Annotated in this window: 20 protein-coding genes and 1 tRNA gene; 14 read left to right on the plus strand and 7 right to left on the minus strand. The window is 40.5% G+C overall.

Going from position 1 to position 15075, the window contains the following annotated elements; translation table 11 throughout:
• Nucleotides 1-9: 9 nt before the first annotated feature.
• The 6 genes from ICJ55_RS10425 (at nt 10) to ICJ55_RS10450 (ending at nt 3635) form a co-directional block, all read left to right on the plus strand.
• Complete coding sequence (locus ICJ55_RS10425; protein ID WP_188156741.1) at nt 10-597, plus strand: aminodeoxychorismate/anthranilate synthase component II; 588 nt, start codon at nt 10-12, stop codon at nt 595-597.
• A complete protein-coding gene (locus ICJ55_RS10430; RefSeq protein ID WP_188156742.1) occupies nt 594-980 on the plus strand; it encodes a tautomerase family protein in 387 nt (128 codons plus the stop codon). The genes ICJ55_RS10425 and ICJ55_RS10430 overlap by 4 nt, the downstream gene beginning before the upstream one ends.
• A 37-nt stretch (nt 981-1017) precedes the next feature.
• Nucleotides 1018-2019: an anthranilate phosphoribosyltransferase gene (trpD, locus tag ICJ55_RS10435; protein ID WP_188156743.1), complete on the plus strand. Its 1002-nt coding sequence runs from the start codon at nt 1018-1020 to the stop codon at nt 2017-2019.
• Between the two features lie 68 nt (nt 2020-2087).
• A complete protein-coding gene (locus ICJ55_RS10440) occupies nt 2088-2699 on the plus strand; it encodes a glutathione S-transferase (protein ID WP_188156744.1) in 612 nt (203 codons plus the stop codon).
• On the plus strand, nt 2696-3451 hold the full coding sequence (locus tag ICJ55_RS10445) for a class I SAM-dependent DNA methyltransferase (RefSeq protein ID WP_188156745.1): 756 nt from the start codon (nt 2696-2698) through the stop codon (nt 3449-3451). The genes ICJ55_RS10440 and ICJ55_RS10445 overlap by 4 nt, the downstream gene beginning before the upstream one ends.
• A gap of 107 nt (nt 3452-3558) precedes the next feature.
• Nucleotides 3559-3635: transfer RNA gene (locus ICJ55_RS10450), tRNA-Asp, on the plus strand.
• A gap of 43 nt (nt 3636-3678) precedes the next feature.
• Here the strand turns inward: ICJ55_RS10450 and ICJ55_RS10455 are convergent.
• Nucleotides 3679-4056: a SufE family protein gene (locus ICJ55_RS10455; RefSeq protein ID WP_188156746.1), complete on the minus strand. Its 378-nt coding sequence runs from the start codon at nt 4054-4056 to the stop codon at nt 3679-3681.
• A gap of 114 nt (nt 4057-4170) precedes the next feature.
• On the opposite strand from ICJ55_RS10455, the gene clpP reads away from it, so the two are divergent.
• Genes clpP through ICJ55_RS10475 form a run of 4 tightly spaced genes read left to right on the plus strand, consistent with a single transcriptional unit; the run spans nt 4171 to nt 7209 of the window.
• A complete protein-coding gene (clpP, locus tag ICJ55_RS10460) occupies nt 4171-4764 on the plus strand; it encodes an ATP-dependent Clp endopeptidase proteolytic subunit ClpP (RefSeq protein ID WP_188156747.1) in 594 nt (197 codons plus the stop codon).
• Entirely contained in the window at nt 4764-6011 is a 1248-nt protein-coding gene (gene clpX, locus ICJ55_RS10465) for an ATP-dependent protease ATP-binding subunit ClpX (RefSeq protein ID WP_188156748.1), read from the plus strand. Before clpP ends, clpX begins: the two co-directional genes overlap by 1 nt.
• Nucleotides 6012-6068: 57 nt before the next feature.
• The gene (gene lpxK / locus ICJ55_RS10470; RefSeq protein ID WP_188156749.1) at nt 6069-7046 is read left to right on the plus strand and encodes a tetraacyldisaccharide 4'-kinase; all 978 of its coding nucleotides are present in this window, start codon (nt 6069-6071) and stop codon (nt 7044-7046) included.
• Nucleotide 7047: 1 nt separating this feature from the next.
• Entirely contained in the window at nt 7048-7209 is a 162-nt protein-coding gene (locus ICJ55_RS10475) for a Trm112 family protein (RefSeq protein ID WP_188156750.1), read from the plus strand.
• Between the two features lie 77 nt (nt 7210-7286).
• Here ICJ55_RS10475 and kdsB read toward each other — a convergent pair whose 3' ends face one another.
• The 4 genes from kdsB to glpE all read right to left on the minus strand — a co-directional run bounded on the left by kdsB (nt 7287) and on the right by glpE (nt 10287).
• Nucleotides 7287-8042: a 3-deoxy-manno-octulosonate cytidylyltransferase gene (kdsB, locus tag ICJ55_RS10480; RefSeq protein ID WP_188156751.1), complete on the minus strand. Its 756-nt coding sequence runs from the start codon at nt 8040-8042 to the stop codon at nt 7287-7289.
• A 9-nt stretch (nt 8043-8051) separates the two neighbouring features.
• On the minus strand, nt 8052-9005 hold the full coding sequence (trxB, locus tag ICJ55_RS10485) for a thioredoxin-disulfide reductase (RefSeq protein ID WP_188157731.1): 954 nt from the start codon (nt 9003-9005) through the stop codon (nt 8052-8054).
• 65 nt (nt 9006-9070) lie between these two features.
• Nucleotides 9071-9916: a co-chaperone YbbN gene (locus ICJ55_RS10490; protein ID WP_188156752.1), complete on the minus strand. Its 846-nt coding sequence runs from the start codon at nt 9914-9916 to the stop codon at nt 9071-9073.
• A 44-nt stretch (nt 9917-9960) separates the two neighbouring features.
• Nucleotides 9961-10287, minus strand: coding sequence for a thiosulfate sulfurtransferase GlpE (glpE, locus tag ICJ55_RS10495; protein WP_188156753.1), 327 nt, complete (start codon nt 10285-10287; stop codon nt 9961-9963).
• Between the two features lie 154 nt (nt 10288-10441).
• Here glpE and exbB point away from each other — a divergent pair, with 154 nt between their 5' ends.
• Genes exbB through ICJ55_RS10510 form a run of 3 tightly spaced genes read left to right on the plus strand, consistent with a single transcriptional unit; the run spans nt 10442 to nt 12251 of the window.
• Nucleotides 10442-10897: a TonB-system energizer ExbB gene (gene exbB, locus ICJ55_RS10500; RefSeq protein WP_188156754.1), complete on the plus strand. Its 456-nt coding sequence runs from the start codon at nt 10442-10444 to the stop codon at nt 10895-10897.
• 36 nt (nt 10898-10933) lie between these two features.
• Nucleotides 10934-11368 carry a TonB system transport protein ExbD gene (gene exbD / locus ICJ55_RS10505; RefSeq protein ID WP_188156755.1) on the plus strand — a complete coding sequence of 145 codons (435 nt, stop codon included), beginning with the start codon at nt 10934-10936 and terminating at the stop codon, nt 11366-11368.
• A 13-nt stretch (nt 11369-11381) separates the two neighbouring features.
• A complete protein-coding gene (locus ICJ55_RS10510; RefSeq protein WP_188156756.1) occupies nt 11382-12251 on the plus strand; it encodes a TonB family protein in 870 nt (289 codons plus the stop codon).
• A 79-nt stretch (nt 12252-12330) separates the two neighbouring features.
• Here the strand turns inward: ICJ55_RS10510 and pnuC are convergent, their stop codons facing one another.
• Together pnuC and cysZ are read right to left on the minus strand one after the other, a co-directional pair.
• Entirely contained in the window at nt 12331-13071 is a 741-nt protein-coding gene (gene pnuC / locus ICJ55_RS10515) for a nicotinamide riboside transporter PnuC (protein WP_188156757.1), read from the minus strand.
• A gap of 78 nt (nt 13072-13149) precedes the next feature.
• Nucleotides 13150-14028 carry a sulfate transporter CysZ gene (gene cysZ, locus ICJ55_RS10520; protein WP_188156758.1) on the minus strand — a complete coding sequence of 293 codons (879 nt, stop codon included), beginning with the start codon at nt 14026-14028 and terminating at the stop codon, nt 13150-13152.
• A 114-nt stretch (nt 14029-14142) separates the two neighbouring features.
• Here cysZ and zipA point away from each other — a divergent pair, with 114 nt between their 5' ends.
• Entirely contained in the window at nt 14143-15042 is a 900-nt protein-coding gene (gene zipA, locus ICJ55_RS10525) for a cell division protein ZipA (RefSeq protein WP_188156759.1), read from the plus strand.
• The last annotated feature ends 33 nt before the right edge of the window (nt 15043-15075 follow it).

The raw sequence follows: 15075 nt of genomic DNA on the forward strand, positions 1-15075 counted from the left end.
GGAAACATTATGGCAAACATTCTTTTTATTGATAACTTCGACTCTTTTACCTACAACTTGGTGGATCAATTCCGCGAGTTAGGGCATAAAGTGACTATTTTCCGTAATGATTACCCGCTTGAGGATTTTTTAGCTAAAGCGTTAAGCACACCTGATTGCTTAGTGGCACTCTCCCCCGGTCCGGGCAACCCTGCTGAGGCAGGCAATTTATTAGAGATTATCCGCCATTTAAAAGACAAAGTACCGATGATTGGGATTTGTTTAGGTCACCAAGCCTTAATTGAAGCCTTTGGTGGCAAAGTGGTGCATACCGGCACCGTGTTACACGGCAAAGTGTCTCGTATTGAGCACAACAACCAAGCGATGTTTGCCGGCATTAATAACCCAATGCCGGTAGCTCGTTACCATTCCCTAATGGGGGATGATTTGCCTGAAGAATTTATCGTCAATGCCAAATATGAGCATATTGTAATGGCAATTCGCCACAAAACTCTGCCGATTTGCGGCTTCCAATTCCACCCCGAATCGATTTTAACAGTGGAAGGCACGAAGTTACTCAAACAATCGGTACAATGGTTATTAGAGGACAGAAAATGATTAGCGTATATGGTTTAAAACAGACCTTGGCTGACCGCCGAGCGAAAATTGCCGAAGCAATTTTTGACTGTATGGAAATGAGCCTTGGTGTGCCAAAACAACGCCACGCTTTACGATTTGAACTGTTAGAGGCGGAAGATTTTTACCCACCGATTAACCGCAGTGCCAATTTTATTGTGATTGAAATTAACCTGATGTCAGGACGTAGCGAGCAGATTAAAAAACGACTGATTAAAGGTTTGTTCAGTACTCTACAGTCTAAAGTTGGAATTATGCCGATAGATGTGGAAATCACCATTAAAGAGCAGCCTGAACATTGCTGGGGATTCCGTGGAATGACCGGCAATGAAGCCACCGATTTGGAATATCAGGTGCACCGCTAATCCGTGATACTTCAAGCGGTCAAATAAGGAAAATATTATGCAAAACTTACTCGATAAATTATTCGCCAACCAAGCCTTAACCCAAGCAGAATCGCACGCCTTTTTTAGCGAAGTGGTAAAAGGCAATCTGTCAAACGAGCAATTAGCAGCTGCATTGATTGCTTTAAAACTACGAGGCGAAACGGTAGAAGAAATTGCCGGGGCGGCTACTGCTGCTCTTAAAAATGCCAATCCGTTCCCAACACCTGATTATCCGTTTGCCGATATTGTCGGTACAGGGGGTGATGGACATCACACCATCAATATCTCCACCACCTCCGCATTGGTGGCGGCAACAATGGGCTACAAAATTGCTAAACACGGCAACCGCAGCGTCTCCAGCAAAACAGGCTCAAGCGATGTATTAAGCCATTTAGGCATTAATGTGGGCGTTGCACCTGAAACTGCTCGTCTTGCTTTAGATGAAACCAACATCTGCTTTTTATTTGCACCAACTTACCACAGCGGTTTTAAATACGCAGCCCCGGTTCGCCAAGCATTAAAAACCCGTACCCTCTTTAATATTTTAGGACCACTTATCAATCCGGCACACGCCAAACGCCAGTTACTTGGGGTTTATTCACCGGAACTGGTAAAAGTTTATGCAGAAACGGTAAAAACGCTCGGTTGTGAACACACCATCGTTGTTCACGGTTCAGGTTTAGACGAAGTCGCTATTCACGGCGAAACCTTAGTGGCTGAAATCCAAAACGGACAGATTAAATATTACACACTAAGCCCCGAAGATTTCGGCATTTCACGCCATTCTCTTGAAGATCTCAAAGGCGGAGAGCCTGCAGAAAATGCCGAAAAAGTTACCGCTATCTTACAAGGCAAAGGTGAACCTGCTCATATTGATGCGGTGGCAGTGAATGTGGCATTGTTAATGAAACTGTTTGGAAAAGCTGATCTTAAAGCAAATGTCGCAGAGGTTAAAAACACTCTTGCCAGCGGAAAAGTATTTGAAACATTATCCAAATTATCGCAATATAACGATTAAATCTAAGCCCACAATGTGGGCTTTATCTTTTCCTTGCAGCTCTTTTCATTACAACAATGGGGAAACCGATGTTTGAACTTTATATTAATCCTCCAAAATCCTCTTGGTCACTCAGAGTATGGCTTTTGCTTAAAATGCTCGATATTCCATTTAACACAAAAATTGTTCGCTATTTGGCAGATATAAATCAACAACGCCAACAATTCCAACAATTTTCCCCCACCGCCAAAATTCCTGTACTGGTTGATCACAATCATACTGTTTGGGACAGCTTGGCTATTGTGGAGTATGTTGCCGAAAGTTACCCCCAAGTGTGGGCTTCAGATAAAATCGCTCGAGCGTGGAGCCGCAGTGCTTGTGCTGAAATGCACTCAGGTTTTACCGTTTTGCGAGAAATTTGTGATTTTCGACCGCTTGAACGGCTCGAATTAGCTCAAACTCCACCCGAATTAGTGGCAGAATTAACCCGCATTGATGAACTGTGGCAAGAAGGATTAAACCGTTTCTCTGGCAATTTTTTAGCCGGTAATGAATTTACCGCTGTTGATGCGTTTTTCGCACCAATCGCATTACGCATTGAAACTTATGGCTTACATCGTTATTTCAGTGAACAAGCTCTTGCTTACCAACGCCGTTTACTCTCCTTGCCGGAATTAAATGAATGGTTAAAACACAAATGAAAAAAAGCATTTACGACACCCCAATTTTCTTTGAACGCTACCAACAGCTCCGCCAAAATCCGATTAGTATGAATGAGGTGGTTGAAAAGCCAACAATGTTTTCACTTCTGCCCTCTCTCAAAAGCAAAAAAGTGCTGGATTTAGGCTGCGGTACAGGGGTTCATCTCGCCCATTATTTGAGCTTAGGGGCAGAAAAAGTGGTCGGGTTGGATTTATCCGAATTAATGCTACAGCAAGCTGAAACGGAACTTTCCGCACAATATCAAACAGGCAAAGATTTCTCGCTCTACTGCTTACCGATGGAAAGGCTAAATGAAATTAAGGAAACAGATTTTGATATTGTGACCAGCTCTTTTGCTTTTCACTATATTGAGGATTTTTCTGAGCTACTTGCAAACATTTCAGCAAAAATGACCGCTTGCGGCACGCTGATTTTTTCACAAGAACACCCGATTGTGACTTGCTATAAAGAGGGCTACCGCTGGGAAAAGAACGAAGCAAAACAGCAAGTGGCTTATCGACTAAATTATTATCGAGATGAGGGTGAACGAGATCGAAGCTGGTTTCAACAACCGTTTAAAACCTACCACCGAACGACGGCAACCATTCTAAATAGCTTAATCCAAGCAGATTTTGAAATTATGCAAGTGGAAGAGCCAATGCTTGCCGAACAGCCCGAATGGCATAATGAATTTAAAGATTTACAACATCGTCCGCCACTGCTATTTATAAAGGTACAAAAGCGAAAATAGCAAAAGGTAGGTTTTCTATGTGGTTATTTTACAATCAATTAAACATTATTTTTTAAAATTTGATTGCTCAATTTTCGTGAACGCACTATTATTTGCACTACCAGTACGGAGCGGTAGTTCAGCTGGTTAGAATACCTGCCTGTCACGCAGGGGGTCGCGGGTTCGAGTCCCGTCCGTTCCGCCACTAAATTTAAGCCTCTGAGAAATCAGAGGCTTTTTTGTTTCTATCAAACGGTAATCAACTTCTGTAACTGACTTATGCCATTCAACCTTGTGCTGGTTAAATTTGGGGAAATTTTTAGCTCATCAAACATTTCTCGTAAATTAAAATGCTCAAGCTCTTCTGCTGATTTTTCAGTAAGTGCCGTTACCACAATAAATAAAATCCCCTGCATTAAACGGGCATCACTGTAGGTCTGTATTTTTCTTGGTTCAAGTTGGAACTGAAACCATAATCGACTTTCGCAGCCTTCAATTTCAGGTAAGTCGGCAAGCTCGTCTGCTGTTTGTTTCGGTAGCTGGCGACTAAATTGAATTAACAAGCGGTATCTTTCTTCCCACGATTTGCAATCTTCAAATTTTTGGTAAATCTCTGCTAATGTCATAGTATCCTCAATAAATTTGCAAAAGATTTTAACAATCTGACCGCTTGTTGTTAATGATTTTCTGAAAATTTGCTAGAATAGACCGATTTTCGTATTACGATAGAGGAAATAATAATGGCATTAGTCCCAATGGTGGTAGAACAAACCTCGAAAGGCGAACGTTCTTACGACATTTATTCACGCTTATTAAAAGAGCGTATTATTTTTTTAAATGGTCAAGTTGAAGACCAAATGGCAAATTTGATTGTGGCACAATTGCTCTTTTTAGAAGCGGAAGATCCTGAAAAAGACATTTACTTATACATTAACTCACCGGGCGGCGTAGTAACGGCAGGGCTTGCAATTTACGATACAATGAATTTTATTAAGCCTGATGTAGCAACACTTTGCACCGGGCAAGCCGCTTCGATGGGAGCATTTTTATTATCTGCCGGAGCGAAAGGCAAACGCTTTGCTCTGCCGCACGCTCGCATTATGATCCACCAACCTTTGGGTGGAGCGAGAGGTCAAGCAACCGATATTCAAATTCAAGCGGAAGAAATTTTACGTTTGAAAGAGATGCTTACTCGCAGAATGGCTGAGCATAGTGATCAGCCTTTTGAGAAAGTAGCAGCGGACACCGAGCGTGATAATTTTATGTCTGCCAAAGAAGCGGCTGAATATGGCTTAATCGACAAAGTTTTAACCTCTCGCAGTGAGGTGGCATAATGGCGTTTGAAAAAGAACCACATTGCAGTTTTTGCGGTAAAAAACGCACCGAAGTCGATCAATTAGTAGAAGGTACTGAAGGCTATATTTGTAACGAATGTATTGAAGAATCTTACGCTCTGCTACACGGCGAAGAAGAGCCGCTAATTGATGAAAACCAAGAAGATGAAGCGAGTTTCTTCACAAATGTCCCAACGCCGCACGAGTTACATCAACATTTAGATGATTATGTCATCGGGCAAGAACACGCCAAAAAAGTACTTTCTGTGGCAGTTTACAATCACTACAAACGTTTAAGAAGTGCGTTATCAAATTTTGATGCCACAAACGGCGTGGAATTAGGTAAAAGTAATATCTTATTAATCGGACCAACAGGGAGCGGTAAAACTTTACTGGCAGAAACACTTGCACGCCGTTTAAATGTGCCGTTTGCGGTTGCCGATGCCACAACGCTTACCCAAGCGGGATACGTAGGTGAGGACGTTGAAAACGTCATTCAAAAACTATTGATGAAATGTGATTTTGAAGCAGAACAAGCGGAACGTGGCATCGTCTTTATTGATGAAATCGACAAAATCACCCGTAAATCAGAAAGTGCCTCTATTACCCGTGATGTTTCGGGTGAAGGCGTGCAACAAGCCTTATTAAAACTGCTTGAAGGTACGGTGGCTAATATCAATCCGCAAGGTGGTCGTAAACACCCGAAAGGCGAAACTATTCCGGTGGATACTTCCAAAATCCTATTTATTTGTGGTGGGGCGTTTGCAGGTTTAGATAAAATTGTAGAATCTCGCACAAATACGCAGGGCGGTATTGGCTTTGGTGCGGCATTGAGAAAAGATAAAGATCGCCAAGATTTAACAGAATTATTCAAACAAGTTGAGCCGGAAGATTTAGTCAAATTCGGCTTAATCCCTGAATTAATCGGTCGTTTACCGGTCGTTACGCCATTACAGGAGTTGGATGAAGAAGCCTTGATTCAGATCTTAACTGAGCCGAAAAATGCGATTATCAAGCAATACCAAGCCTTATTCGAAATGGAAGGCGTAGAATTGCACTTCACCAAAGAAGCCTTAATCGCCATTGCAAGCAAGGCTATTGCCCGCAAAACAGGGGCTCGTGGCTTACGTTCAATTGTAGAGAACTTATTGCTTGATACAATGTACGATCTCCCAACCTTAAATGCGAAAAAGGTAACTATCGGCAAAGGTTGTGTGGAAAACGGCGACAAACCGAAGGTGGAATAAAAATTCAATAAAGCACATTTTGATGATGTGCTTTATTTTTAATCACTTATTTGAATTATGAAAATCTGGCAAACAAAATCCGTTATTACTTGGCTACTTTCGCCACTTTCGCTACTGTTTTGGTTGATTAGCCAAATTCGCAAGCGGTTATATTCTCTGAATATTTTGCAATCGTACCGCTCACCTGTGCCAGTGTTGGTGGTGGGAAATATTTCTGTGGGCGGTAACGGTAAAACCCCTGTGGTAGTTTGGTTGGTGGAACAACTTCAGCAACGTGGTGTAAAAGTGGGGGTAATTTCTCGTGGGTATGGTGGTAAGGTTAAAACCTTTCCGCAATTAGTTACACTCGAAAGCTCTGCTGAAATGGTGGGCGATGAGCCTGTATTGATTGTACAACGAACGAATGTGCCTTTGGCAATTTCTCCTAATCGCCAACAAAGCATTGAATTATTGCTAAGTCAGTTTGAGTTAGACATCATTATTACTGATGATGGTTTACAGCATTATGCCTTACAGCGTGATATGGAATGGGTAGTGATTGATGGCGTTAGGCGTTTTGGTAACGGTTTTGTATTACCTGCAGGAGGATTACGTGAGCTGCCGAGCCGTTTAAATTCGGTAGATGCTATTATTTGCAACGGTGGAAATGCCGAGCCGAATGAACATTTAATGATGCTTGAACCTTCTGAGGCGATTAATCTTCTCACCAATGAACATAAGCCGTTAAGTGAATTTACGCAACCTTGTGTGGCAATTGCAGGGATAGGGCATCCGCCACGCTTTTTCACAATGCTGGAAAACTTAGGCATTACACTTGCCAAAACACAGGGATTTGCCGATCATCAAGCCTTTGATAAAACCCAACTTACTGAATTAGCCAATAACCAAACACCATTATTGATGACGGAAAAAGACGCAGTAAAATGCCAAGCATTCGCCCAAGAAAATTGGTGGTATGTGCCGGTTTCTGCAAAATTTTCAGAAAAATCAACCGCTTGTTTATTAACTCCAATTTTACAAAAGCTAGGAAAATAAAATGAACGAAAAAGTACTTAATAACCTTGTCTGCCCTGTCTCTAATGAAAAATTAGAGTGGGATAAAGAGAACAATCAATTAATCAATCGCAAGCTCAATATTGCTTATCCAATTAAAAACGGCATTCCTGAATTGCTGCCTGAATCCGGGAAATCTTTATAAAAAATAGGGCTGATATAAATCCAGCCCTATTTTTCAACATTTTACAAAACAAGCATAAAATTTAACCGCTTGTTATCTTAACGAGCTAAAATTGCTCGCACTCTCTCCAAATCTTCCGGCGTATCTACTCCAACTTGCGGGGCTTCTTTTGCCAGGTCGATATGAATTTTTTCACCATACCATAAGGCTCGGAGTTGCTCAAGCGACTCCAGCTGCTCCAATGCCGTTGGCTGCCAAGCCACATACTGTTTCACAAAGCCGGCACGGTAAGCATAAATGCCGATATGGCGTAAGTAACCTTGTGAGGCAACAAAATTATCATCGCAATCCGGGAAACTGTCTCTGGCAAACGGAATTGAGGCACGAGAGAAATATAATGCCATACCGTTTTTATCTGCCACCGCTTTCACTGCATTTGGGTTAAATAATTCTTCTCGAGTTTCTAACTTCACGCCAAGTGTTGCCATATTGATTTGATAAGTATCTAAATTGCGAGCGACCTGTTCCACAATCACTGGCGGAATTAACGGCTCATCGCCTTGAATATTAACGATGATTTCGCTATCCGCAATTTGCATTTTTTCGATTACTTCCGCCAAGCGTTCTGTGCCTGAATTGTGTTTGTCCGAAGTCATACATACTTCCGCCCCAAAGGTTTTTGCGGTCGCTTCAATTTCTGGGTGATCGGTGGCAATAATCACACGTGTTGCACCCGCTTGTTGGGCTTTTTCCCAAACGTGTTGAATCATCGGTTTACCTGCAATATCCAATAACGGTTTACGAGGCAAACGGCTTGAAGCATAGCGAGCAGGGATAATAACGGTGAAGTTCATAAAATGTCCTTATGCTTCTTGAGCATCTAAAAAACGTTCCGCATCAAGGGCTGCCATACAACCTGTGCCTGCAGAGGTAATCGCTTGGCGATAGTTGTGATCCATTACATCACCTGCCGCAAATACCCCTTCTACCGAAGTAGCAGTGGCATTGCCTTCTAAGCCCGATTTTACTTTAATGTAACCATTTTCCAGTTCTAATTGTCCATCAAACATCGCAGTATTCGGTGCGTGCCCAATCGCCACAAAGAAACCGTCTACTTTGATTTCTTCAGTCAGTTCTTCTTTGGTCGATTTTAAACGTAAACCGGTTACGCCCATATTATCGCCTAACACTTCTTCTACAGTGCGATCGGTATGTAAAATAATTTTGCCTTCTTCGATACGTTTTTGTAAACGACCCAGTAAAATTTTCTCAGCACGGAAACTGTCACGGCGGTGAACCAAATGCACTTCGCTCGCTAAGTTCGCTAAATATAACGCCTCTTCAACCGCAGTATTACCGCCACCCACAACGGCGACAGGTTTATTACGATAGAAAAAGCCGTCGCAAGTTGCACAAGCAGATACGCCTCTGCCTTTAAATTGTTCTTCAGACGGTAAGCCTAAATATTTGGCTGAAGCCCCTGTGGCAATAATTAATGCATCACAAGTAAAGGTGTTTAAATCACCTTTTAGCGTGAAAGGGCGTTTAGAGAGATCGACACTATGAATATGGTCAAACACAATTTCGGTTTCAAATTTTTCGGCGTGTTTGAGCATTTTGTTCATCAATTCTGTACCGGTAATTTGCTCAAATTCGCCAGGCCAGTTTTCAATTTCATCGGTGGTGGTTAATTGTCCGCCTTGTTGCATACCGGTAACTAATACAGGGTTTAAGTTAGCACGAGCGGCATAAACCGCTGCGGTATAGCCTGCAGGACCTGAACCTAAAATTAATAGTTTTACGTGTTTTGTTGTCATCATAAATCCTTATTTTTACCGCTTTTATCATTGTAAGCGGTCATTTTTTACAAAAATTTTGCAAATTAATATAAAAGTGAATAAAGCTGTCTTCTGAATTTTGGCACAATAGGATCTGTTCCAAGTGCCGACAATATCGCTAAAAATTGTGTTTTTACCTCGCCATTTGCGATATTTAAGTCTGATTTTAACCAATCAAACAATAGGCTTAATGCTTCGTCATTCTTGTGAGCTTGGTGTAATTGGTTGGCAAGTTTAATCGCAATTTCAGGAATTTTGTTTTGAGCGTAATCAGCTTGCAACTGTTGCAATTCAGGAGATTCACTCGCCTGCTCTAACAATTCAATTTGAGCCTGCAAACCGTGCCAGCGGCTGTCTCTGTCTTGAATTGGAATAGCTCTTAAGATTTCACGAGCCGGCTCAACATTTTTCATTGCAATATACGTTTCAGCATAGAGCAAAGCAAAGTCGCTGTTTTTCTTGTCCGTCATTTCCCAAGCTGCTTTTAGTAGAGGCAATGCTTCATCGTAGCGTTGATCTTGTAGAAATTCTAAGGCTTGGTTAAATTTAAGTTCTTCCTCTTTCGGTAATATGTTAGCAAGCCGAATTCGCAATTCTTGCTCACTTACCGCACCTTGAATAGCATCAATCGGCTGACCGTTTGAGAAGAGGTAAAGAGTTGGAATTTGTTGAATGCGAAACTGTGCCGCTAATGCCTGCTGTTCATCGCAGTTAATGGTTGCCAACAAAAATTGTTGTGGATTTTCATCTGCAATACGGCGGAGTAAAGCATCCATTTCTAGCGAGGCAACCTCACGAGGAGAAATAAAATGGAACACTGTTGGCATTTGCCCTGCAGCACTCCACACTTCACTAAAATTTTGTTCGTTTACATTTACCAAATAGTCCATAAAAAACCTTCTTGAGCTAAAAAATTACCTTTTATATTGTAGCATTAATAAGAAGTTTCAATAGGTAGCCCATTTCTTTCCCACGCTTCAAAACCACCTTTTACGCTGTAAACGTTTTCAAATCCTTGTTCAATCAAAAATTGAGCCGTACTTTGGCTACTCACCCCGTGATAACAAATGATGACAACAGGCTCATCATAATCTACTTCATCTAAAAACTTACCGTAACTTTGGTTAGTTAAATGAAACGCATCTTGTGGGTGGCTATAAACATAACGGCGAGCATCACGAATATCGGCAAGCACTGCTCCTTCGTTTTCCATTAATTCCCACGCTTGCTGGGGGGTAATTTCTTTAAAAGTGACTTCCATAATTGATTTATTCCTCAAATAAATAGGCGAAACTATATCATAAAATAGCGAAGGTATCGGCGATTATTTCAAGTTGAAAAATTGATGTTAGTCTTATATAATTGCGAACTATTTTCAAATGCAAGATTTATCCATTTTTTCTTTGAGGTTTTATATGAATCAACTTTTTCATTTTTTAGAACGTTATACAGACTTTGTTATTTTAGGCTTATTAGGCTTATTAAGCGTTATTTGTGTCTGGAAAGCAATTGAACGTATTATGTTCTATTCAAAAGTGGATATTTCTAAATATAGCACCTTAGAAGAATTAGAAATCGACTTAACCCACAACCTAACCACCATTTCTACTATTGGCTCAAATGCCCCTTATATCGGTTTGTTAGGTACAGTTATCGGTATTCTTTTAACCTTTTACAATTTAGGGCAATCAGGTGGCGACATTGACGCTGCGGCTATTATGGTAAACCTTTCTTTAGCATTAAAAGCAACTGCAGCAGGTATTTTAGTAGCGATTATTGCAATGGTTTTCTATAACGGTTTTGGTCGTAAAGTAGAAGAAAATAAATTGAAATGGTTAGCTCTACAAGCTAAAAATCACCAAGCGGTCTAATTTCCTCTATTTTTTGCAAATCAAGAAGGCATAAAGATGAAAAAATTTGATGAAATCAACATCATTCCATTTATTGATATTATGTTGGTATTGTTGGCTATCGTGCTGGTTACTGCTTCTTTTATCTCACAAGGTAAAATTCAAGTGAATGTGCCAAAAGCGACAACAACACAGCCGATGCAAGCAGATGAACTTGCGAAACTTTTGACTATTACTGAAAACAATGAATTTTTCTTTAATGACAAACCTATCACAAAAGAGCAGCTTGTGGCAGAAGTTTCAACTTGGGATAAAAGCCAAAAAGTATCGCTTAAAGTTGATGGTGCAGTTGCTTTTGAAAAATTTGTGGAATTAACCGATGTGTTATCTGCAAATGAGATCAAAAATGTGGCAATTATTACGAAAAAAGAAACTGCTGCACCAGCTACTAATACACCAGACACACCCAATCAAGCACCAATAACGCCTTAATAGGATAAATGAGATGAAAAAACACCATTCTCGAATTGGATTAATTGCATCACTAGCCATTCACGGTGCATTGATTGGTGGTAGCTTTGCTTTACTTAATGAGCAAAAAATCGAAAAATCGGCAGAACAAAATTCTCTTTCAATGGAAATGGTTGCTGCTTTATTAGAGCAACCACAGGTAGCAGTTTCGCCTGATCCTATTGAAGAAGTAAAAGAAATTGAACCGGAAAAAGTTGATCCACAGCCTGAACCGGAACCCGAACCAGTACCTGAGCCTGAAGCTATTCCAGAGCCAGTCCTAAAACCGAAAAAAGAAGAGCCGAAAAAGGAAAAGCCAAAGGAAGAAAAGCGTAAAGAACGTCCAAAAGAGAAAAAAGAAAAACCAAAAGAAGAGAAACGCAAAGAGAAAGAAAAGCCTCAGCAAAAACCAATTAAAGCGTTAGAGCGTGGTCCAGAGGTAAAACAAGGCATTGTTGCAAAAGCTATTCCAAATGCTATACAAGGCGAAAAAATGGTTGCTGGCGTTGCAGGCGGACAAAAAGGTGGCTCATTGAATTCAACCTCTACGACAGGGAGTAACGTAACAGGGGGCAATGCAAGCGAACTTTCAGCCTATAAAACCGCATTACAGCGTGCGTTACAACGCAAGGCAAATAATTCATACCCTCAGCGTGAAAAGATGATGCGTAAAACAGGCACGGTAACCATTAAATTTACCATTACCTCATCTGGTGCAATTTCAAATGTTTCTGTAGTAAATTCATCGGGTAACAGTAATTTGGATAATGCAGCGGTAAAAAGTGCACAGGCAGTGAGTATGCCACCGCCACCGGCAGGTTTCCCACCTTCAGTTACCGTACCAATTAAATTCTCTCTTGAATAAAAGATGCAATAAAAAGAGTTGGCAGGAATACCAACTCTTTTTTTATAGCTAAATTATTACCGATAGCATTATCTGGCAATTAAGCCACTTCATTCTGATGATTTCTGTGAAGTTTAATCCAGTTGTAATAACCATAAATAGAGTTACAAAGATACATCACATACATCACTAATAACGGTAAGCTGGTTTCGCCGTTTTGGAAGTACATTGCCGTCCAAAGTGAAATCGTCATAATATTAACGATAATCCACAACGCCCATTGTTCACGGTAACGTAGCACCATTAGGATTTGAGCCACAATTGAAATAACCACTGTTGCTCCATCAAGTAACGGTAAAGCACTATCTAAATATTTCAGTAATTCAACATAAAGGAATGTACCGATAATTGCCGAGATAATCACAATCCCCCACTGCTTAGCGGTTAAGGCTTTTGCAATCACTTCTTCTACCCCTGCATTATTTACCGTATTTTGGCTTGTCATATTTTTACGCCAAAAATAGAAACCGATAAATTGCACCGGCACATAAACGAGTAAATTTAACATCATCTCGCCATAAAGCTGGAAAGTGTATGAAATATAAGCATAAAGCGAAACGGAAATTAAACCGAAAAAGTAGTTACTGATTTTGCCCTTACCTACAAAAACGACGCATAAAATACCCGTAATTGCCGCGATGGTGGCAATCCAGCTATCCGGTTGGTAAATAAAAATGGCGATTTGTATCGCAAGGAAAGTCAGCAGCCACCCTGCTTCAAATTTAGTCCAACCACCGAAAAGTTCTTGCTTTAATTTTGTTGAAAATGATGAATCTTGCATATATGTCTCCAATATAAAAAATACATTCCAAATAATAGAGTATAAAAACAAAAAAAGCAAAATTTAGTAAAGGAAATTTTACTTAGATTTGATATCGCCTTTTCTTACTTCTGTACTTACGTCTCCTGAACGCATTTCTGTAGTTACTGCGGTTCCTGAACGTTTAAAGGTATAGTCTGCTTTGCTGAACTCGCCTGTTTGATTATTTAAGAAGAAATGGCGATATTCATTTACCCATAACGCCGTTGCCCCACAGACTGCCACAGGCATCACTACCAAATTCACAAATGGGAGCATCGTAAATAAGCTCACTAACGCACCAAAGGTAAAATTAAGCGTGCGGTATTGTGTAAGTGCATTTCGCATACGCTGAAAGCTGATTTTATGGTTATCAAACGGATAGTCGCAATACTGAATGGCAATTAACCACGCCCCAAACATAAAGGTAAGAATAGGCACAATTGTTTGCCCCACCACAGGTAAAAAACCAAGTACAAAAAGGGCAATTAATCTTGGAATGCTATACATCATTTTTTGCCACTCACGTTTTAGCATTCTTGGCACATCTTTTAACATTGCCCCGAAAGACATATCACCCAATGGCTCGCCCGTGAGTTGTAGTTCAACTTTTTCAGCCAGCAAAGCATTAAAAGGAGCAGCTACAAAGTTTGCTAATGTGGTAAAGGCAAAATAAAAGCCAACTAAAATCATCAAAAAAATCAGCGGAATGAGAATAAAGCTAAGCCATTCCAACCAAGTTGGTAACATTAATGCCAACAACCCGCCAATGTTGGCAAAAAACGCCCATATCAGCCCAACCATTAACAGGGTATTAATCAAAATCGGAAAAATCACAAAGGGTAAAAATTGGCGTTGCAGCAACAATTTCCAGCCATAAATAAAGTAGTGAAAACCAAGCCCTATCTGAGTTTGTGGCTGTGAAAAAGCAGAAGACATAATCATTCCTTATTTTTTATCAAAAATTTGTTAGAAATATGGTAAGCTACGCACACTATTTTCGCAAATATGAAAATGTATTTTTTACTGATTATTTAAAATAAAGAGGACACAATGGAACTGCATATTATTTTCTTTATTCTAGCCGGATTATTGATTGCGGTCTTAATCGGCTTTAGTATTTGGTCTGCCCGCCGTGAAAAATCGAACATTTTCTCAAACACTTTTTCAAGCAGACCTGTTGTTGTACCTCCTCCAAGTAGTGAACTAAATAACAACATTCCTGATTCATTGCAGCCGCAAGCTAATGAATATCAAGCTATGGCTGTGCCGGAAGAAAATCCACAGCAGATCCAACAGGAAGTGGAAAGCTCATTGCAAAATATCAAAATCAGCTTACCAAGCCAGCCAGAAGTCCAAACTGTACAACCTGTCCAACAACCTATGGCGGAGCCTGTTAGCACTTATGGGCAGCAAATTTCTAATCAGCAACATATTCAAAATACACCTGATTTTGCGAACCCAGCCATTAATGTTGCTGTTGCTCCTGAACAAGAAGTACAAGTTGCACCTGTAGAAGAAAGCGAAGTTGTACAAACCGGACAGGAAGAAAATCCATTTGTAACGCTTTATGTTTACGCACCGCAAAATGAGCCGTTCCGTGGCGATTATGTGGTTCATTATTTAGAAGAAGTTGGATTACGTTTTGGCGAACACCAAATTTTCCACCGCCACCAACACATTGACGATTCGCTCAGCCCGATTATTTTCAGTGCGGCAAACTTAATGAACCCGGGTACATTTGATTTACACAATATTGCTAACTTCTCCACCGCTGGATTAGTACTATTTATGCAGTTACCGACTGAAGGCAACGATATTGTGAATATGAAATTATTACTGAGCAATGCGGAACATTTGACATCATCACTCGGCGGTTATTTATATGACGATGCTCAACAACCGTTTAGCGAAGAATCTCGCCAGCGTTATATGCAACGTGTAATGCGTTAATTGCAAAAATAATTGTTTTTTCGACCGCTTGTT

This window comes from Mannheimia bovis (genome assembly GCF_014541205.1).
Classification (GTDB): domain Bacteria; phylum Pseudomonadota; class Gammaproteobacteria; order Enterobacterales; family Pasteurellaceae; genus Mannheimia; species Mannheimia bovis.